This window comes from Legionella birminghamensis (genome assembly GCF_900452515.1).
Classification (GTDB): Bacteria; Pseudomonadota; Gammaproteobacteria; order Legionellales; family Legionellaceae; genus Legionella_C; species Legionella_C birminghamensis.
This window is the reverse complement of sequence record NZ_UGNW01000001.1, coordinates 1218970-1238350: the sequence shown is the minus strand read 5'-3', so window position 1 is coordinate 1238350 and position 19381 is coordinate 1218970. Positions and strand designations below refer to the sequence as shown.

Genomic DNA, 19381 nt, shown 5'->3' with positions numbered 1-19381 from the left:
CCTAATGTTCACCGGCTACCAAACGCTCCAGAAAAAAGCTGGTATTGCCTCCCAATACAGGTTTAAATGGCCATTTTTCAACATTTTTTGCCAGGTTTCTAAATGCTTTCGAAGCATTCGAGTCCGGGAATGCCGCAAGCACTGCTTTCTGTTTTTTTACCGCTTCATGCACTCTTTCATCAAAGGGGATTGCTCCAAGATAATCCAGACTGACATCCAGAAACTGTTCTGCGACGCGGTAAAGTTTGTTAAATAACTCACGTCCTTCGCGTAAATTTCTCACCATATTCGCAAGGATATGGAAATGGCTCCACTCATAACGTTTGCTCATTACTTTGATTAAAGCATACGCGTCAGTCAATGAAGTCGGTTCGTCACAAACAACCACAACCACTTCCTGTGAAGACCGGACAAAGCTCAGAACAGTATCTGAAATGCCTGCCGCCGTATCAATAATCATATAATCAAAATCATCCGTTAGTTCATTAAAGGCATCAATAATACCAGCATGCTCACTGGGGCTTAGCTGGGTCATGTAATCGGTACCTGAGGCAGCAGGAACAATACGAATGTCATAGGGGCCGGTTAACAGGATATCTGCCAGATGGCATATCCCCTGAATGACATGCGATAAATTAAATTTGGTGTGTAAACCAAGCATGATATCAATATTGGCCAGTCCCAGATCAGCATCCAGCAACAGCACTTTCTTATTCATCTGCGCAAGCGCTACAGCCAGATTGACAGAGACATTGCTTTTACCAACACCGCCTTTTCCAGCGGATACAGCAATCACCTTGACCGGTTTTGAACGGCTAATATTTCGTAAACCCGCAGCCTGATCATCAATAGCCTGCTCAATCTTCGACATAAAACCTCCTCGCAGCACTCTGAATCGTTTGGGCCGCATTGTTATATTCGTTGATGCGTTGCTCCTGCTCGGCAAACTGTTCGATTAGCTGATAACGGGTTGCCAGTTTGATATCTTCCGGCACTCGTTGCCCATTCGTTACATAACTGACACCAATACCGGTTTCGGCAATAGCGCTCAATACCCCTCCCAGGGCCAGACATTCATCCAGCTTTGTAACTACACACTGCTCCACGCGGCTGGCCTGGTAACGTTTAATGGCTTCAATGATGACCTGATAATGACTGGTTGCAGGCAATACCAATACCGTAGAAATTGAATGGAGATGGCTGCTTAGCAGATCCATTTGCCTGCCTACACGCTCATCCGCAGGATTCATCCCTGCAGTATCAATTAAAATAAGTTTTTTATCATTAAGCTGGCTGATGACCCTGGATAAAGACAGTTCATCATGAGCCACACAAACCGGCACACCCAGAATTTTTCCGTAGACAATTAACTGCTCCTGAGCAGCTATTCTATAGGTATCCATGGTAATCAAACCGAGTTTGTCAGCGCCAAAACGCAGAACAAACCGGGCGGCAATCTTTGCCAGTGTTGTTGTTTTGCCAACGCCGGTTGGCCCAACGAAGGCATATATGCCTCCTTCTTCTATGCGTCGACTGTCAAAAATAGGCAATGTCTCGGAGAAACGCCCCAAGAGTTCCTGCCAGGCACTCTGCTGGTTAAGCGCAGGATTGATATGCGCTATCAGTGATGATGCTGTTAATTGACTGGCGCCAAGGTAGAGCAGTTTTTGCATCAGAATAGTATGAAGAGGCTCTTGCCTGCCAACTGTTCCCCGCAACTGTGCCTCCAGCATACCCCTTAAGGTCTGGATTTCCTGCTTCATTTCATCCAGGGGGGAAGACACTGCTGCAGCTGGCTCGCTGCGTTCGACAGTGGATAGAGCAGCTTCAGGGCTTAGAATTGTTTCATCGAAATCAATAGCAGCCACAATCTCCACACCATTGTCCACTTTTGAACTGGATAAAATAACTGCATCAGGCCCAAAAACGGATTTGATCTGCTGCATAGCGGAGCGTGTATCTGTTGCGGTGAAACGTTTTATTTTCATAAAAATCCCTTATTATCCAACTGTACCCACTATTCTAATCTGTTTGTTATCCGGTATTTCCTGATAGGACATTACATGCAGATTACTGGAAATATTACGCACAAAACGTGCCAGGATGGATCGAATCCCCGGCTGGACTACTAAAACGGCCAATTGCTGACGCGCTTGTTGCTGATTGGCAAACCCCAGTAAGGCTTGTTGTATTTTATCTGCCATACCTGGTTCAAAGCTAACGTTTTGTCCATTACTATTTTGCAGTGAATGCTGCAATAATTGTTCCAGCTCAGGCTTGAGCGTAATAATTTGCAATTCTTCATCCAAACCGCTCATTTTCTGAGTTATCAGACGCGACAGGGAAACTCTGACCTGTGCAATCAGGTAATCTGGATCTTTCGATTTTAAGGCCGCCTCCGCCAGGGTCTCGACGATAGTACGGATGTCAGTTAAGGGGATATGCTCAATAAGCAATCCTTGGAGTACCTTATTGACCGCTCCCAGCGATAAATTATCAGGCACCAGTTCTTTAACCAGTTTTGGGGAAGACAATGATAATTTATCGAGCAGCTGCTGAGTTTCCTCGTAACCTAATAGCTGCTGGCTATTCTGCTCCAGGATTTGACTCAGGTGTGTGGCGATTACGGTTGAAGCATCCACTACGGTATAACCATAAGTATGAGCCAGTTCTTTTTGACCCTCATTAATCCAAACTGCATCCAATCCAAAGGCCGGATCGCGGGTAGCCTGTCCATCCAGCTCTCCAAAAACCTGACCAGGATTGATTGCCAGTAACCGATCATTAAACACAGGGGCTTCGCCCATAATTACACCGGCCAGACTAATGCGATAGTGATTGGGTTTCAGATCCAGATTATCCCGGATATGCACGGTTGGAATCAAAAAGCCCAATTCCTGGGAAATCTTTTTCCTTACCCCTTTTATTCTGGATAACAGTACGCCGCCCTGAGTACTATCAACCAGTGGGATAAGGCGATACCCCACTTCTAGTCCAATGACATCCACCGGGTTAACATCATCCCAGCTTAATTCGGAAGCCAGTAAATTATCTCTTGCCGGCTCGAGCGCCGCCTCTACCAGCTTATCCCTTTTCGCTTTTTCCTGATTGCCCCGAATTAAAAGATAAGCCATAGTCCCTATTCCCCCTGCTAATAGCAGAAAGGCAATATGCGGCATACCCGGCACCAGACCTATCAGGCCAATTATACCCGCCGAGATAATCAGCGCCTTGGGCTGGCCAAACACTTGTTTGACTAAAGCCTGACTCATGTTTTGCGCGCTGGATACACGGGTAACGATAATTGCCGCTGCGGTTGAAAGCACCAGCGAGGGCACCTGTGCCACCAGGCCGTCACCGATGGTTAGTAAAATGTAATTGTGCAAAGCATCATTTAAAGACATGCCATGCTGCAAAACACCAATGATCAAGCCGCCGATCATATTAATCAGCAGGATTAAAATACCGGCAATCGCATCTCCGCGTACAAACTTGCTGGCTCCATCCATCGATCCATAGAAATCGGCTTCTTGTGCCACTTCCGCCCGGCGTTTAACCGCCTGCTCCTGATTAATCAGTCCCGCGTTTAAATCAGCATCAATTGCCATTTGCTTTCCTGGTAAAGAGTCTAAGGTGAAGCGTGCGCTCACTTCTGAAACTCTTCCGGCCCCCTTAGTGACAACGACAAAATTAATGACGACCAGAATAATAAAAACCACTAGCCCTACTGCATAATTGCCGCCAATAACCACCTCACCAAAGGACTGGATAACCTGGCCGGCAGCATCTGTTCCGTTTTGGCCATTCAGCAAGACAATGCGTGTAGAAGCGACGTTTAACGCAAGGCGAAGCAATGTGGCAATAAGAATGACGGTTGGAAATACCGCCAGATCCAGCGGACGTTCACTGTAAATAACCGCGAGTAGTACGATAAGCGATAAGGCGATGTTGAAGGTGAAAAAAATATCTAACAGAAAGGCTGGTAATGGAAGCATCATCATACTAAGCATGATCACCATCATTAACGGTGTGCCAAGCCCCTGATTAATCCATAATTTAATCGTTTGTAACCAGGAATTCATCAGTTGCCCTCCTCGCTGCGTCTTAGTTCCTCTGGGATAGGTAAATCGTTTAATGTTGACGGTTGCCGTTCATAATATTGACGATTTTTTAATTGGAAAATGTAGGCCAGGACTTGTGCCACTGCTACATATAAGCCTCTCGGGATTTCCTTATTCAGACCGGTCGAAAAATAAATTGCCCTGGTTAGCGGCGGCAAGGACAGGATGGGAACCTTATGGGACAATGCCACTTTATTAATCTGGAATGCGATCATGTCCTTACCCTTGGCAACAACGACTGGCGCCCGATTTCCCTTTTGTTTATACTGGAGCGCGACTGCAAAATGTGTCGGATTGGTTAGCACGACGTCCGCTTTCGGCACTTCCGCCATCATACGCCGTCGGGAAATCTCCTGCTGCATTCGTCTGATATGCCCTTTAACCTCAGGTTTACCCTCGGTTTCTTTATATTCATCTTTCACTTCCTGACGAGTCATCTTTAACTGTTTCTGATACTCATACCATTGAAAAGGGACGTCCAAAGCCGCAATCAGGATTAAACAGGAACAAACCATCAGAAAGGAAATTGAGATTATTCGAAGCCCTTCGCCAATAGCTGTCTCAACAGAGAAGTTGGCCAGTGCCATCAGGGATGGGATTTGCCAGTGTAAAATAATCAGAGCCACTGATGCGACGAGTAAAAATTTAAGAAAGGACTTGGTCATTTCAACCATCGCTTTAAGGGAAACCATACGTTTGAGACCTTTCATGGGGTTCATACGTGAGAGCTGTGGCCGCACTGCTTCAAAGGAGCAGACCCATCCGCCAATCAGTAAAGGGGCAATCACCGACAGAAGAAGAATTAGCAACAGGGTGGGCAGTCCAATGCCAATTCCCAGGGACAGGATTTCCCGTATTTTATAAAACAGGTCGGCATCAGTTTTAAACAAATCAAGATTGAAATGAAGGGATTGCTGCATTAATGATTTTGATTTATCCGCTAAATGACGGCCTAAAAGTAAAAAGCCCAGGCTTGAGAAAATGAGAATAAGCGTCGCATTGAAATCCTTGGAACGAAGCACCTGCCCTTTTTCCCTGGCTTCCCGAATACGTTTGGCCGAAGGCTGTTCGGTTTTTTCCTGGGATTGTTCTTCTTCGGCCATCAGTGCAACATCCCTTTGATAAGTGTTAGACCCTGCTCAATGCTATCAGCCATTTGATCGAAGAGGCCGGGCAAACTGAAGCGTATAATAATAAAGCCCATCAGCAAGGTGATTGGAAATCCAATCGAAAATAAATTAAGTTGAGGCGCGACTCTGCTCATGACGCCAAAAGCAAGACTGACCAGTAACAGCGAAAGAATAGCGGGAAGGGAGACCAGGACTGATTCTTTCATCATCCAGGCAGAAAATCCCAGTACTGAAGAAAACTCGGCAATCCCCACATTAAACTGGCCGATTGGTTTTATTCTGAAGCTGTCAAGAAAGATCTCCAGTAAGGCAAGATGGCCATTCAAAGCCAGGAATAAAAGGCTGACCATTATTAAATACAGCTGACTGACTAAAGGAACGCTGGCTTTGCTGGCCGGATCAACCATTACAGCAAAACCTAGTCCCGCCTGCATGGCAATAATCTGGCCGCCGATAATAAAAATCTGAAACACTAATTGCAGCACGAAGCCCATTAGCAAGCCTAGCAATAATTCATTGATCAGAAAAAACAGATGGTCTAACTTAAAATATAAAAAAGACATCGACTGAGGAATAAACGGCATGACCAGCAGAGCCAGAGTAAAAGCGAAAATAATGCGGATACTTCTGGGCAGTAATACTGAAGAAATCAGTGGCATTGCTAAAAATAATCCGGATATCCGCGCCAGCGGCCAGATAATCTGGCTTAGATAAAGAATGATGCTTTGGTAGGAAATGGCCATATTAATCCAGTAAATAAGGAATATTACTGAATAAGTTATCAGTGTAATTGATCATTGTTTTCAATAGCCAAGGGCCTGCTATCACCATTACTAAAAAAGTAACCAGCAGCTTGGGAATAAAACTTAAACTGGCTTCGTTAATTTGTGTCGCAGCCTGAAACATGGCGACAATCAAGCCCACCACCAGTCCCGGGACAATCAGAACCAGCAACAGGAGAATCATTACATAAACAGCTTCGCTGAATAAGGATAAAACAGAATCGGCTGTCATGATTTTCTCCTAGCTCATTGCAAAACTCGAGGCAAGCGACCCCAATACCAGAGTCCAGCCATCTACCATTACAAACAGCATTATTTTGAAAGGCAAAGAAATGATAAGGGGGGATAACATCATCATCCCCATTGCCATCAGCACGGAAGCCACTACCATATCAATAATTAAAAAAGGCAGAAACAGGATAAAACCGATTTGAAAAGCGGTTTTCAATTCACTGGTCACAAATGCAGGAATGACAATCTGCATGGGAATATCAGACACATTGGCGAATTGCTCCTTGCCAAACTTTTCAAATAAGGCCAGATCATTTTTTCGCGTTTGCCGGAGCATGAATTGCTTTAAAGGTTGCGTGGCCCGGTTCAAGGCCTGGGGGAAATCAATTTGTTCACTGATGTACGGTTGGATGGCTTCCTGATTGATTTGATTAAATACTGGCCACATCACAAAAAAGGTCAGAAAAAGTGAAATACCTATCAGAATTTGATTGGTGGGTGTCTGGCCTAAGCCAATCGCCTGGCGTAACATTGATAAGACAATAATGATACGCGTAAAGGAGGTCATCGCCATCAACAGGCCGGGAATAACGCTTAACAGTGTCATTAACAGAATAATCTGTAAATTGACGCTATAGGTTTCACCATTGGCAGAAGGGCTGACCGTCACTGCCGGCAATGAGAGATTAGACGCGAAGGCAAGGGAAGGAATCAGCAAAAACAGTAGGGCAAAAGTAAATCGTTTCATTAAGACTTTGTCCTCAGGGCGTTTTTAAGAAGGTCAGCGAAACCAGCCTCTTTCTGTTTTTCAAAACCTGATGGAAGTTGCTCTCCAAAATCGCAAAGGATACTGATGTTATTGCTGGTCACACCTAATAATAAATACCTCGCACCCGCCCGCAACACCAGTATTCTTTCGCGCGGGCCTAGAGGTGAGGAGCTAATCACCTCAAGATTAGCGTTTTTATAATTTCCCATTCGATTTAACTGTTTTAACAGCCAGGTAAAGGCAAGAATTAATACAATGACAAACAATAAGCCAATGAGAATTCTTAGCAATTCAGCATTACTTAAACCCGGTTCCCCTGAGCCTGCTGCATGTGCAGCAGTGGCCAGGAAGAAAAAAAGAGCCAGTCCCTTACCTAGTAATTTCATCTTAAACGCTTAATTCTCTCTGCTTTACTGACAATATCCGTCAGACGGACACCAAACTTGTCATTTACAACAACCACCTCACCATGTGCCACCAAAGTTCCGTTGACCAAGACATCCAGCGGCTCGCCTGCCATGCGATCCAATGCCACAATCCCACCCTGGTTAAGTTGTAATAAATTTCGGATAGACATTTTGGTGCGGCCGATTTCCACTGTTACAGTCACAGGAATATCCAAAATCATTTCCATTTTTTCACTCTCTGCACTTCCTGCCGCATCCTGTGTCAATTTGGCAGTGACACCTTCTGTATTCTCACTCATACAAATCCTTTAATAGCTGATTTTTTTGATTATTTTTAATGCTCTTTTATCATTGACCTTGCCCACAGTGGCGATGAAAGCCGGGGTTCCTTCAATATCGACAGTCACTTCCTCATGCATTTCGAGCGCCAGGAAATCACCTGCCTTCCAGTCCATCACTTTGCCCAGTGTACTGGTGGTCTGCGCCATCACTGAACTGATGGTCAATTCCACTTCCATCAGTTCTTCTTTAAGGGACATGATCCAGTTGGGATCGATATCCTCGTCTGGTCTGGCCGCCCCTAACTCAAGCTGTTGTTTAATCGGCTCAACCATCGAATAGGGCAATATAAAAGCAAAAGTGCCCTGCTCCTTTCCAAAATCCAGGCTGAATTTACTGACTAACAATAATTCGTCCGGTTCCCCGATATGGACGAGTTGAGGGTTGGTTTCGTCATTGACTCTAATGGGCTCAAGATGAATAATCGGGGCCCAGGCTTGTTCGATATTACGCACCAGTTTTCCTATTACAATATCCATCACCCGCAATTCAGCAGCCGTGAAATCAGTTTTATCGGTTTGTGCACAAAATTGGGAGCTGCCGCCGAAATAATAGTCCACCAGGTCATAAACAAAGGTGCTGTCAAACACAATGAGCGCTTTTCCTCTTAAAGGCTTGAAGCGATAAATCGTCATTAAACTGGGGTTTGGCAAAGCGCTGAGGAACTCACGGTGCTTTACTACCGCCATGGGTTCTTGCTTGATGTGAATTTCTTTCGCCATCAAAAGATAGATATCATTGGCAAAATACCGCGCAGCCCGATCGTGGATTTTATCCAGAACAGGAAGCTCACCGCGTACAATGCGTTCCTGGCTGGCAAAATTGAGGACTTCAACATGCTCGGTTTTATTGGCGGTTTGTGCAGCGGGGATATCCTGCCCAGGTTCTTCAGATGAATCAGCATTATCGCTGCTTACAGCGCCTAGCAAGGCATTAATTTCTTCTTGCGATAATACATCCTTCTCAACCATGAGTTATCCTGAAATCAAGCTTAATCATTAAACTGAATTTGCTTTAGCAATTAATGTGCCAGAATTAGGAGACAGATTAATTCTGATTCCTGAGACGAGTCCATAGGCATGGCATAGAAATAAAGCTAGCGAATCCCCGCGACAAAGACCATCCAAATCCCCGCGGCTGCGACCATCCGAATCCCCACGGCTGCGCCCCTCGAATCCCCGCGGCTGCGACCGCGGGGCCCATGTCTGTTGGAGCAGCATGCTCCTCAGACAAGTTTCAATGTTGCCAAAAAATAGGGTTTAACAGGTAGTCATAAACCAGTGTGCTTAACATTAAATTGGCTTCGTGTGGACCCCGCGGTCGCAGCCGCGGGGATTCGAGAGCTTTTAATTCTCATGCGCTTGTGTAGATAGCTATGGGTCGCAGCCCATAGCTATCTATCTACACAAATATTTTCCCCGTCCGAATCCCCGCGGCACTGACCGCGGGGGCCCATGTCTGTTGGAGCAGCATGGTCGTCAGACAAGTTTCAATGTTGCCAAAAAATAGGGTTTAACAGGTAGTCATAAACAAGTGTGCTTAACATTAAATTGGCTTCGTGTGGGCCCTGCGGTCGCAGCCGCGGGGATTCGGATGGCCGCAGCGGAGATTTGAGGGGTGTAGCCGCGGGGATGCGACTTCAACCAGGAATTTTAGTCTTATTGGCCAAGCAGCTTGTTTGCAAACCCCACTTGACTAGTCAAAAACTTGACTAGTCATCAGCTGCATCCTGACACTTATCCTCAGCTTCAGATTGACATTTATCATTACAATCAGTATCAGAGGAAGTCATACAAACGCTATCAAGACAATCCTGGGTGTAACGTTCAATGCACATCTTTTTATCATAGTTTTCAGAACCGATAACTACCGTAGGGAGATCAGCTGCGAGAATGACAATGGGGAAAAACAATCCTGTTAGTAAAACACTCCCAGTCAATTTTCTCATGATATTCCTTTTCTAGCTTGTTACTCTAACTCGAAGAACTTGGGGAATTGGCAGGTGAACCAGGAACCTCATCAGCCGCTTTCTCATCGCTTACTGCGTCCTTCATTGCTTTTTTCGAATCACCAAACAGTCTCATTGCATGAGATAAACCTTCCCTGCCTGTTTTTGCTTGCTGCCAACTCTCTTTGGCTGTAGTGGAAAGACTTTGCATAGTGTCCTTAGCTCGTCCAAAGGTCGCAGCTGCCACTAACCATCGAGCAATAAGAGTCCCCAGCGCTTTCATTGCAGCACCCAATCGTCGCCATCCAGAACTTTGTTGAAGCGAGTTGGCATATTCGACATAATCCTCAGCTTTCTGCTTGGTGGGCTTTTCCAAAAGATCGACTGTCTTTTCTGCTGCTGCAATTAAAGTGTCGTAATCGGGCGAGGAAAATTTAGATGCTTTTTCTAACTCAACAACAACCCTATGCAGCGGCAATTGCATTGATGCCTGAGTATCTATTTCGGTAAGTTTTTTGAGAAGACGGTCGAATATATCGGCCTTACCTGGTTGCTCGAAACTATTTTGCTGTTCACGATGAACGTCTTGAGCTGCAGTTTGCTGAACCTGTACATCCGGCTTTTTCGGATTGACAACATGTCCGGGTTCCGGTTCGGTTTGCTTTTTGGGTGCAGGTTGGTCTGAAGATGGGGGCGCTGTTTCACTGAATGGAGCCGTCGAACGAGCCTCTTTTTGCAGTTCGACATCTTTTGCGGATTCGATAGCTTTTGGCTGCATTAACTGCCAGACCCGCGGGTTTTTTTCCCTGATTATCTCTGACGCACTTCCAAACGGAAGGTTTTTTTCCATATCCTCTTTATAGCCAGGATTTTTATTTTTTAAATATTGCAGTATTCTTTCATATTCTTTGGAGCCTTTAGCTGGAACCTCCGTCATTCCAAAACGCCTTATCGTTCTTGCGATATCATCTTTTAGCAGCTTTGCCTGCTCTTGATCTTGCGGATTATTAGAAGCTTCAAGGGCGGGAATAATTGTTTGCTGAAAAGTGTATAAACAATCCAAAGCCCACATAAAACCATAGGATGGCTCACTGCTTGAAGGATAGTCATCAAATTGTCCGAACATCATATAGCTGGCGACTTGGCGTAAAGCAGAAATATGCCCCATTTCAGCAGGTTTTATAAAATGCCTATAAACATCAACCCATTGGGCAAGCAAACCACTATCCAATTGTTTATGCACCATCGCAATTGCAAACAAATCATCTGCTGTTTTTGCCTTTTTACTCAATTTGTCAAAAAGCTCAAGCTCAAAACTGATAAGCTCAGGGGTTACCCTGGATAATATGGCATTTTTCGCAAAGAGCCTCGCTATGTCTGGAATAGTTAAATTTTCATCTGGAGTACCCAGATTATTTATTTCCTTTTCCAAAACGTTCATCACTACTTGAGCCGATTCGCAGGCTTGGAGACGTTCTTGCAAAAAATCATCCAGATTAACATCAGGAACGAAGCCTTCATTGCTTTTGTCCTTCTCTTTATATTCTCCATTATTTCGCCGTAGATTGGCCGCAATGCGATCGATTGCCGCACCAATGAGTTTGCTTGCTTCGTTAGAGCGAGGAGAGTTATCGTTATGATCAGGGTGATACTTTACGCGATATTTTTTCGCATAAAGGGCAAACTGGTGCGACTGGTCTTTAGGTTGGCCTTTTCTATTGTTTTGCTTAAAGAAATCCGGTTTAAGTCCCAGTATTTCCAGATCACTTAATTTTCTTGGAGTGTCATTATCGTCCAACAAATAACTGAATTTATCTTGAGGCATATGATTCCCACCTTCACAGGCATATTTTGCTAAGAGTATAGAACATCTCGCACTATTTGTAAACACCATGCACTCAATGTGCACTTCTTTCCAGACCAGTATTCCAGGGTGCGTTCCAAGCCTCATTTACACTAACAATTGTTATTCTGCAGAAAAGCTGTCAAAATTTAATTTTTATCATAGCCATAGCAATGCAGCCTAAATTAATGCCTTTTGGCAATTTCGCCCATAATCTGCAGACAGAATCGAAGTGCTTTCGTCCAGACACGGAAAAACAGATAGAGGATTTACAGCTATCTGCAAAAGATTCCATTTTGGCCCGCGGAGCAGGAACCAGTTATAATGACTGCTGCCTGAATGACCAGCATTCTATTCTCGATACTACCAGGCTTAATCACTTCCTTTCTTTTGACTCCGTAACGGGATTACTGGTTTGTCAGGGAGGCGTTACGTTTGCTGATTTGTTCAGCATTGATCCGAACTTTATTCCTCCGGTTATTCCAGGGACACTACGCGCCACTCTGGCCGGAGGAATAGCTAATGATGTCCATGGAAAAAATAATCCCAGGGAAGCCGCCTTGGGCCAGCATATTGAATGGCTGGAACTGCAGTGCCAGCAGGAATCTGTTCATTGCAGCCCGAAAGAAAATGCCGATCTGTTTTATGCAACGATTGGCGGATTGGGGTTGACAGGGATTATCAAACGCGTGGGGCTTAAACTAAAAAAAGCACCGCAGTTTGTAAAAAGTCAAAATGAAAAATTTCAGCAATGGGATAGCTTGATTCAAAGAATGCTGGAATTGGCGAACAGCGCTGACTACCAGGCCGCCTGGCTCGATTTATTAAATCCTGAGCGCTCCGTGCTTTCTTATGCGCACTATGAGCAGCATGTTGATAAAGAGACATACCGTTCCCATAAGCTCCCGCCAATTCCTTTTCGCCTTATTAACCGTGTCGGGATGAAGCTCTTTAATCAGTTTTATTATTATCGCTCCTCGTCTCAATCACAGCTTCTTCCTCTTCCTGTATTCAATAACCCCCTCGATAAAATTAGCAACTGGAGTGGTCTGTATGGAAAGAAAGGACTGATTCAATTTCAGGCCGTAATTGATAAAGCCTTAATAAAGGAATGCCTGACGCAGTGCTTACTGATTAGCCGAAAATATCAGGCATTGCCGAGTCTGGCTGTATTAAAGTATTTAAGTCAAAACGGCAGAGGTTTACTCTCCTTTACCCAGCCAGGATTTACTATTGCTATTGATTATGTAAACCAACCCCAGGCAAGGCAAGCGGTGATGGATTTAAATGATTGGGTTACAAGGCATGAGGGAAAAGTTTACCTGGCAAAAGATATTCTGCTTACAGCGGAGCAGTTTAAAATACAATATCCTAATCACGACAAATTCATAAAACTTCTCGCTACGCTTCCCCATCATCCCTGCTCCGATTTGGCAAGACGATTGGGGATCTGTATATGAATAAAACAACATGGGTTATCAGCGGCGCCAGTTCGGCAATCGCCCGTGAGTTTGGCCACTTAATGGCAAGCAAGGGACACCCTTTAATCTTAATTGCCCGTGATGCAGCTGAATTAAAAATTATGGCGGCGGATTATACGCTGCGCTATAAAATTCCCTGCCAGACCATAGTTTTCGATTTTTCCAATGACAGCAGGGAATTATGCCTGCAACTTTTTGCCCGACAGGAAAACCTCGGTTTATTCCTGGCTCATAGTTTAATTCTGGAAAACCAGGAACTTGCTTATTCTGATATAAACTTGTTAACCAAGGTGAATATAACAAGCACTTTTGAAATCATCTATGGCTATCTGAACAAGGAACAAGCCACGCATGAACTTATTTTTCTAAGTTCGGTGGCAGCCTGTCGAGGACGCAGCAAGAATAGCTTATACGGAGCAAGCAAAGCAGCAGTTGAGGTATATCTGCAGGGCTTGCAGCAATCCGCCCGGCCCTCCCAGACATTGACGATCATGCGCCTTGGTTTTATTGACACCACACAGACATTTGGAAAGCCCGGGATTTTTTATGCCTCTGCACCCAAGGACTGCGCGAGGGCATGTTATAAGGCATTTTCGAGGAAAAAAAGAATGAGTTACCATCCTTTTTTCTGGCGTTATATTATGGGGGTTATTTCGAATTTGCCTTTTATTATTTATCGGCGGATGAAGCTTTAATTGAAGCTGATCGTATCCCCGCGGCATCGACCCATAGCTATCTACACATCCCTGAAAACACAGTCTGCTCTTAGCTTCGACTTCCCTCGGCTTGTGTATCCGAGGGATCCAGATGACTCATAGAAAAACTGGACCCTGCGGACAAGCCGCAGGGCGTAGTGGTGATGCGTAGATACCTATGGGCTACGACCGCAAGGTCGAAGATTGAGCTGGGTTGTGGGTCCCGCGGTCGTAGTCGCGGGAATTCGGGGAGCTTTGCCGCAAAGAACCACTAAAAAAACCAGGTGATATATCCGCATGGCGCTCCAGATGATTATCAGGACGGTGTTTGCAATACTCACAAAATGCCTGGCGGAAAGAATCTTCCTGGATGCGTAAGCGAAAATATTTCAATGCATTCTTGTCGCCATAACTGACAGCCAAATCAAGCCAGTTAAAACCGGCATCCATATCCGCCTCAAAGAATTCCGGCAACTCGACCTTTATATTCGAATCCATTTCTTTTTCCAACTGCTGTTTGTCGCCAAATCCAATCAATGCTATTTCAAACTGTGCCCCACTGTATTTTTGTGTTCGGGAAGATGAATTGATATGCGTCGCATCGGCAAGGAGCTCAGCGCAATAAGCCTCATAAGAAAGGCTATTGTTGGCTTGCTCGGGTTTTAATGGATCCACAGGTAATTTCTTCTGCGATCTAAGATTGAAATCCTCTTTTTTTCTGACAAAAACTGTACCCGGCATAATCCATCCTTGCTATTGGCAGTCGAACGTTCAGCTGTCAATTTACTTTAAAATACGAATGGGAGGCAATATCGTATTTATCACTCCAAAGAATTGCAGGATATATATAATCAAAACGATTAGTACCAGAATATTCAATAAGGACTTGATGGCAGCAGGCATTGGTATAAAAACATTGATTAACCACATTGCCAGTCCAAATACGATAATAATTGCAATTAAATTAAGAAGTTCATGCATGATCGTGGTCCTTATAGATCCTGATAATTGGAGTATAGTATTTTTTTATTATTCTGCAGAGTCACCACAACTCCCCTATGACTGAATGAACTACACTATAAAAAAGTAGGGAGATAAACCGTATACAATCAGGTGAGTAATGAAGATTTCTTCAAAGGATGCTGATAGGGATTCACAGCATAAACAGCCAAAGCGTAAACCGTCTGGCTACGAGGCATTGCTTCAGGTGGAAAGAAGGGTTTTTGAATTAATTCTCAGCAATACGCCTCTCTCAAAATTATTGGAAACGATTGTCCTGGGTATCGAAGAAATTACCCAGGACGCAAAAGCCTCTGTTTTGTTACTGGATAAGGATGGTATTCACATTCGGCTTGGAGCTTCTCCTCATTTACCCCCTATTTATACAGAGACTCTTGAGGGAATGGAAATTGGACCCGCACAGGCCTGTTCGGGTTCTGCCATGTTTTTGAAAAAGCGGGTTATTATCCCTGACGTAAGCAAACACTCCTCCTGGGAGGAATATACCGATATTGCAAAACAATATAATTTAAAATCTTGCTGGTCTACTCCTGTTTTTGACAGTCATCAGAAGGTCATTGCGGCTTTTGCTTTATATTATGAACATTTGTATGAGCCGACTGCCCGGGATTTTGAATTAATTGATCATGCCAGTTATCTGGTAAAAATTTGCATTGAACTTCACGAAAAAACGAATGCTCTGCAAACAAGCGAATCGCGATTCCGTCATGCATTTCAGGATGCGGCCACTGGTATTGCCATTACGGATCTGAATGGTTATTTTTTACAGGTCAATGCAGCTTATTGCCAGATGCTTGGTTATTCTGAGCAGGAGTTATATCAAAAAACATTTATGGATATCACTCATCCGGATGATAGAGATATCAGCTGGGAGCTTACCCGTTCATTATTTACTACAGAGACAGGACACACCTTTGAAAAACGGTATTTGACCAAAAACGGTCAGATAATCTGGGTGCGGCTCAGCATCTCAGCGCCGCGGGATGAGACGGGTCAACCGATTAATCTAATTGCCGTATGCGAAGACATCACTCAGAAGAAATTGATGGTGGCTGAGCTTGAAGAGAAACAATCTTTTCTGCGTATGGCTTCGCAGATAAGCCGGGTTGGCGCCTGGTCAGTGAAGCTCCCGGAATGCAGTTTTATCTGGTCTGAGGAAGCACAGTCAATGCATGAAGTGCCTACCTGTTTCCATCCCTCTCTCGCCAATCTCATCGCCCTCTATCCCAAAGAATATCAGCAATGGCTCGACGATGCTTTTAAGCAGTGCATGCAGCAAGGAACGCCTTTTCATCTAGAAATACCAATTCTCACTTCACGGAAAAATCATCTATGGATTAAAATCATGGGAGAAGCTGTTCGGGATGAAACAGATACAATAATTAAAGTTCAGGGCGCTTTTCAGGATATAACCGAGCAAAAGAGGCTGGAGGAAATCCGACAGGAAACTGAGCACCGCTTCCGTCAACTGACCGAAAATATCCAGGAGGTTTTTTGGCTGACCAACGCAACCCATGACCAAATCTTATATGTAAGCCCGGCTTATGAACAAATCTGGGGCCGATCCTGCCAGGAACTCTATGAGCATCCCCGGCAATGGCTTGATGCTATCTTTGAAGAAGATCGCAGCAAAGTCCTTGAATTAATTCAGAAGGCAAGTGAGGGATACAATGAAGAGTACCGTATCCTTCGACCCGATGGTGAACTGCGCTGGATTCTTGATCGTTCGTTCAATATCTACGATGCAAATGGACAGTTATACCGCGTCGCGGGTGTAGCAAAAGATATCACGGAAAGAAAAAAAACAGAGCAATCGCTGAGTGAAAGTGAGGAACGTTTTCGCCTTCTTTCCAAAGCAACGAATGATGCCATTTGGGATCTCAATCTCCAGGACAACGCAATCTGGTGGAACGAAGGCTTTGAAACGCTCTTTGGTTATCAGCGCAATGAAATTTCACCCAATATCAGCTCCTGGATGAATTATATTCACCCCGAGGATTTTAACCGGGTTATCCAGGGTGTTTTTAAAGTAATTAATGAAGGGAAAGATCATTGGAGCGCTGAATACCGCTTTCGCCGAAAAGACGGCAGCTATGCCAAAGTATTTGATCGCGGCAATGTAATTCGTGACGAACGCGGCAAAGCCGTACGGATGATTGGAGGGATGACTGATCTGACAGAACGCTACGCGCTTGAAGAGCAACTTCGCCAATCCCAGCGGCTTGAGTCCCTGGGCCAGTTAACCGGAGGTGTCGCACATGATTTCAATAACATGCTCACAATTATAATGGGTAATGCCGAATTATTAGCGGAAGAATTGTCAGAGGATGCCAGTCTTAATGAAATGGCCGTTATGATTTATAACGCGTCGCAACGCGGTGCAGAATTAACTAAAAGGCTGCTAGCCTTTGCCCGACGCCAGGCATTGGAACCCCGGTTGATTGATTTAAATGTGCTCCTTGAGAACATGATGAGCCTTTTAAAACGAACAATTGGTGACAACATTGAAATAAAATTTAAAAAGGAAGCGCAACTTTGGCCGGCAATGGTTGATCCTTCCCAACTTGAAAATGCTATTTTGAACCTCTGTCTCAATGCTCGTGATGCTATGCCTGCCGGGGGACAGCTTATTATTGAAACCCAAAATACCGAGCTGGATGAAAGCTATGCCGATATGCATGCTGAAATCAAACCCGGATCCTATGCCGAAATACTGATTTCCGATACCGGCAGCGGCATTGCACCGGAACATCTGAAAAAAGTGTTTGAACCTTTTTTTTCAACGAAATCCAAGGACAAAGGAACCGGGCTTGGGCTTAGTATGGTATTTGGCTTTATTAAGCAATCGGGTGGGCATATCAATATCTATTCAGAGCCTGGAAACGGCACTACGGTAAGACTTTATTTGCCCAAGGCCGCTTATTCAGCCATTCCTGAGGAAGAAAAGAAACCGCAAGCAAAACTGCATGGCCATGAAAAAGTGCTTTTGGTCGAAGATAACGAAAAAGTACGCCATTATGCCTCGGAACAGCTCAGAGCTGCTGGCTATGAGGTCACAGAAGCCTCAAATGGCCTTAGTGCCCTGGATATTTTAAAAACGAGAAAAGATTTGGAGTTGCTTTTTACTGATATAGTAATGGAAGGAGGTTTAAGCGGAACAGAACTGGCCGCTCTGGCTCAAAAATTAAGACCCGATTTAAAGGTATTGTATACTTCCGGTTACCCCGAGGATATCGTAATCCACCAGGGTCAACTGACACCCGGTGTACATTTGCTCAGCAAACCTTATCGACGTGTTGATTTATTAACCAAGATCAGGGAAGCATTAAACAGTGCATAACAAGGAAGGCCCAGGATGAGTAATCGTTTATTAATTCTGGATGATGACATGATGATCTGTAAAACCATTCAAAATATTGCAAGGTACACAGACATCGAGGCCCAGTATACTACTAATCCGGAATTATTTTTAAATAAGGTAAGGGAATGGAAGCCGCAGCTGCTCGCTATTGATTTGATCATGCCAGGTATGGATGGTATCCAGGTCATGACTGAGTTGGCGAAACACCGCTGTAAAGCCAAAATTCTCATTACCAGTGGTGTAGGCAATCGCGTTCTTGACGCAGCCCAGCGGACCGCCTCAGAGCATGGATTGAATGTTGTTGCTGTTCTTCCAAAACCATTTTCATTGACTGATTTAAGAAAATTATTGAAACAGCTTAGCACATCGTCACAAATCCAACCCGCTTCTTTTAATTTTGTAGAGAAACAGCCGGAGCTTCTGGCCAAAAGCGATTTATCCAATGCGCTGGAGCAAAAAGAAATTTATGTGGTCTATCAACCTAAAATCGATTGCCAAACATACGAACTGAAAGGTTTTGAAGTATTAAGCCGCTGGGTTAACACACGATTTGGAATTGTACAGCCTGATCAGTTCATACCATTTGCCGAGTCCTGCCAGTTAATTGATCGAATCACCTTTGAAGTGCTTGATCAGGCTTTGCACTGGTTCCGTGAAGTAACTCAGGGCCCTGTCTATAAGCAGCTTCTGCACGAGCAGACGATAAAAAATTTAAAACTTTCTGTCAACATCTCCCCCTCTTCTTTAAAAAACACTGCACTGTTCGAGCAGTTGGGCGACACCATCCATCGACTGGGTTTGCATCCTCATTGTCTAATCCTCGAACTGACAGAGACTGCGGCAATGGAGGATCCTATCGCCTCACTGGAAATTCTAACCCGTTTAAGAATGCAGGGCTTCGAATTATCAATCGATGATTTCGGAACCGGCTTTTCTTCCATGCTGCAGTTAGTCAGGCTGCCATTCTCCGAGATTAAGATTGATAAGTCCTTTGTAATCAATGCAAAATTTTCGCTGGAATCAAGAGTCGTTATCAAATCCATCGTTGATTTGGGTAAAAGTCTGGGTTTACAAACTACCGCCGAAGGGCTTGAAGATAAAGAAACACTGGATTATCTCTGTGAAATTGGCTGTGATCTGGCACAGGGTTATTATATTGCACACCCACTGATTGCCGCTGAAATGCTTGAATGGATTAGAGGCAGATCGAAAAACATTTCAACCAACTGACCAAGTAATGCAAAGTTAGCAAAA

At 44.5% G+C, this 19381-nt stretch carries 18 protein-coding genes; 4 read left to right on the top strand and 14 right to left on the bottom strand.

Going from position 1 to position 19381, the window contains the following annotated elements; genetic code table 11:
- Position 1: 1 nt before the first annotated feature.
- From DYH42_RS05250 to DYH42_RS05190, 12 genes are all read right to left on the bottom strand, one after another.
- Entirely contained in the window at positions 2–871 is an 870-nt protein-coding gene (locus tag DYH42_RS05250; RefSeq protein WP_058524600.1) for a MinD/ParA family protein, read from the bottom strand.
- Positions 858–1988: a flagellar biosynthesis GTPase FlhF gene (flhF, locus tag DYH42_RS05245; RefSeq protein WP_058524601.1), complete on the bottom strand. Its 1131-nt coding sequence runs from the start codon at positions 1986–1988 to the stop codon at positions 858–860. Before flhF ends, DYH42_RS05250 begins: the two co-directional genes overlap by 14 nt.
- A 12-nt stretch (positions 1989–2000) precedes the next feature.
- Entirely contained in the window at positions 2001–4082 is a 2082-nt protein-coding gene (gene flhA / locus DYH42_RS05240) for a flagellar biosynthesis protein FlhA (RefSeq protein ID WP_058524602.1), read from the bottom strand.
- Positions 4082–5224, bottom strand: a complete 1143-nt coding sequence (flhB, locus tag DYH42_RS05235) for a flagellar biosynthesis protein FlhB (protein ID WP_058524603.1) — start codon at positions 5222–5224, stop codon at positions 4082–4084. The genes flhA and flhB overlap by 1 nt, the downstream gene beginning before the upstream one ends.
- Positions 5224–5994, bottom strand: a complete 771-nt coding sequence (gene fliR, locus DYH42_RS05230) for a flagellar biosynthetic protein FliR (protein WP_058524604.1) — start codon at positions 5992–5994, stop codon at positions 5224–5226. Before fliR ends, flhB begins: the two co-directional genes overlap by 1 nt.
- Position 5995: 1 nt before the next feature.
- Positions 5996–6265, bottom strand: a complete 270-nt coding sequence (gene fliQ, locus DYH42_RS05225; RefSeq protein ID WP_058524605.1) for a flagellar biosynthesis protein FliQ — start codon at positions 6263–6265, stop codon at positions 5996–5998.
- A 9-nt stretch (positions 6266–6274) separates the two neighbouring features.
- Complete coding sequence (gene fliP, locus DYH42_RS05220) at positions 6275–7012, bottom strand: flagellar type III secretion system pore protein FliP (protein ID WP_058524606.1); 738 nt, start codon at positions 7010–7012, stop codon at positions 6275–6277.
- Positions 7012–7419 carry a flagellar biosynthetic protein FliO gene (gene fliO / locus DYH42_RS05215; protein WP_058524607.1) on the bottom strand — a complete coding sequence of 136 codons (408 nt, stop codon included), beginning with the start codon at positions 7417–7419 and terminating at the stop codon, positions 7012–7014. Before fliO ends, fliP begins: the two co-directional genes overlap by 1 nt.
- Positions 7416–7739 (bottom strand): flagellar motor switch protein FliN, encoded by a 324-nt coding sequence (gene fliN / locus DYH42_RS05210; RefSeq protein ID WP_058524608.1) that lies wholly within the window; start codon positions 7737–7739, stop codon positions 7416–7418. Before fliN ends, fliO begins: the two co-directional genes overlap by 4 nt.
- Before the next feature lie 9 nt (positions 7740–7748).
- On the bottom strand, positions 7749–8750 hold the full coding sequence (fliM, locus tag DYH42_RS05205; RefSeq protein ID WP_058524609.1) for a flagellar motor switch protein FliM: 1002 nt from the start codon (positions 8748–8750) through the stop codon (positions 7749–7751).
- A 740-nt stretch (positions 8751–9490) separates the two neighbouring features.
- Positions 9491–9727 (bottom strand): hypothetical protein, encoded by a 237-nt coding sequence (locus DYH42_RS05195; protein WP_058524611.1) that lies wholly within the window; start codon positions 9725–9727, stop codon positions 9491–9493.
- 25 nt (positions 9728–9752) lie between these two features.
- Positions 9753–11552 (bottom strand): hypothetical protein, encoded by a 1800-nt coding sequence (locus DYH42_RS05190; RefSeq protein ID WP_058524612.1) that lies wholly within the window; start codon positions 11550–11552, stop codon positions 9753–9755.
- A gap of 206 nt (positions 11553–11758) precedes the next feature.
- On the opposite strand from DYH42_RS05190, the gene DYH42_RS05185 reads away from it, so the two are divergent.
- Together DYH42_RS05185 and DYH42_RS05180 are read left to right on the top strand one after the other, a co-directional pair.
- Positions 11759–13030 carry an FAD-binding oxidoreductase gene (locus tag DYH42_RS05185; RefSeq protein ID WP_244923630.1) on the top strand — a complete coding sequence of 424 codons (1272 nt, stop codon included), beginning with the start codon at positions 11759–11761 and terminating at the stop codon, positions 13028–13030.
- A complete protein-coding gene (locus DYH42_RS05180; RefSeq protein WP_058524614.1) occupies positions 13027–13746 on the top strand; it encodes an SDR family NAD(P)-dependent oxidoreductase in 720 nt (239 codons plus the stop codon). Before DYH42_RS05185 ends, DYH42_RS05180 begins: the two co-directional genes overlap by 4 nt.
- A gap of 183 nt (positions 13747–13929) precedes the next feature.
- Here DYH42_RS05180 and DYH42_RS16695 read toward each other — a convergent pair whose 3' ends face one another.
- Both DYH42_RS16695 and DYH42_RS05170 read right to left on the bottom strand, forming a co-directional pair.
- Positions 13930–14487, bottom strand: coding sequence for a hypothetical protein (locus DYH42_RS16695; protein ID WP_065232852.1), 558 nt, complete (start codon positions 14485–14487; stop codon positions 13930–13932).
- A gap of 42 nt (positions 14488–14529) precedes the next feature.
- Positions 14530–14727: a Thivi_2564 family membrane protein gene (locus DYH42_RS05170; RefSeq protein ID WP_058524615.1), complete on the bottom strand. Its 198-nt coding sequence runs from the start codon at positions 14725–14727 to the stop codon at positions 14530–14532.
- Between the two features lie 139 nt (positions 14728–14866).
- Here DYH42_RS05170 and DYH42_RS05165 point away from each other — a divergent pair, with 139 nt between their 5' ends.
- Together DYH42_RS05165 and DYH42_RS05160 are read left to right on the top strand one after the other, a co-directional pair.
- The gene (locus tag DYH42_RS05165; RefSeq protein WP_058524616.1) at positions 14867–18106 is read left to right on the top strand and encodes a PAS domain-containing protein; all 3240 of its coding nucleotides are present in this window, start codon (positions 14867–14869) and stop codon (positions 18104–18106) included.
- A gap of 15 nt (positions 18107–18121) precedes the next feature.
- The gene (locus DYH42_RS05160) at positions 18122–19357 is read left to right on the top strand and encodes an EAL domain-containing response regulator (protein WP_058524617.1); all 1236 of its coding nucleotides are present in this window, start codon (positions 18122–18124) and stop codon (positions 19355–19357) included.
- Positions 19358–19381: the final 24 nt, after the last annotated feature.

What these genes read in the sequence shown, in the direction of transcription:
- DYH42_RS05250 (WP_058524600.1), bottom strand. Translation starts at nt 871, where the DNA reads ATGTCGAAGATTGAGCAGGCTATTGATGATCAGGCTGCGGGTTTACGA.
- flhF (WP_058524601.1), bottom strand. Translation starts at nt 1,988, where the DNA reads ATGAAAATAAAACGTTTCACCGCAACAGATACACGCTCCGCTATGCAG.
- flhA (WP_058524602.1), bottom strand. Translation starts at nt 4,082, where the DNA reads ATGAATTCCTGGTTACAAACGATTAAATTATGGATTAATCAGGGGCTT.
- flhB (WP_058524603.1), bottom strand. Translation starts at nt 5,224, where the DNA reads ATGGCCGAAGAAGAACAATCCCAGGAAAAAACCGAACAGCCTTCGGCC.
- fliR (WP_058524604.1), bottom strand. Translation starts at nt 5,994, where the DNA reads ATGGCCATTTCCTACCAAAGCATCATTCTTTATCTAAGCCAGATTATC.
- fliQ (WP_058524605.1), bottom strand. Translation starts at nt 6,265, where the DNA reads ATGACAGCCGATTCTGTTTTATCCTTATTCAGCGAAGCTGTTTATGTA.
- fliP (WP_058524606.1), bottom strand. Translation starts at nt 7,012, where the DNA reads ATGAAACGATTTACTTTTGCCCTACTGTTTTTGCTGATTCCTTCCCTT.
- fliO (WP_058524607.1), bottom strand. Translation starts at nt 7,419, where the DNA reads ATGAAATTACTAGGTAAGGGACTGGCTCTTTTTTTCTTCCTGGCCACT.
- fliN (WP_058524608.1), bottom strand. Translation starts at nt 7,739, where the DNA reads ATGAGTGAGAATACAGAAGGTGTCACTGCCAAATTGACACAGGATGCG.
- fliM (WP_058524609.1), bottom strand. Translation starts at nt 8,750, where the DNA reads ATGGTTGAGAAGGATGTATTATCGCAAGAAGAAATTAATGCCTTGCTA.
- DYH42_RS05195 (WP_058524611.1), bottom strand. Translation starts at nt 9,727, where the DNA reads ATGAGAAAATTGACTGGGAGTGTTTTACTAACAGGATTGTTTTTCCCC.
- DYH42_RS05190 (WP_058524612.1), bottom strand. Translation starts at nt 11,552, where the DNA reads ATGCCTCAAGATAAATTCAGTTATTTGTTGGACGATAATGACACTCCA.
- DYH42_RS05185 (WP_244923630.1), top strand. Translation starts at nt 11,759, where the DNA reads ATGCCTTTTGGCAATTTCGCCCATAATCTGCAGACAGAATCGAAGTGC.
- DYH42_RS05180 (WP_058524614.1), top strand. Translation starts at nt 13,027, where the DNA reads ATGAATAAAACAACATGGGTTATCAGCGGCGCCAGTTCGGCAATCGCC.
- DYH42_RS16695 (WP_065232852.1), bottom strand. Translation starts at nt 14,487, where the DNA reads ATGCCGGGTACAGTTTTTGTCAGAAAAAAAGAGGATTTCAATCTTAGA.
- DYH42_RS05170 (WP_058524615.1), bottom strand. Translation starts at nt 14,727, where the DNA reads ATGCATGAACTTCTTAATTTAATTGCAATTATTATCGTATTTGGACTG.
- DYH42_RS05165 (WP_058524616.1), top strand. Translation starts at nt 14,867, where the DNA reads ATGAAGATTTCTTCAAAGGATGCTGATAGGGATTCACAGCATAAACAG.
- DYH42_RS05160 (WP_058524617.1), top strand. Translation starts at nt 18,122, where the DNA reads ATGAGTAATCGTTTATTAATTCTGGATGATGACATGATGATCTGTAAA.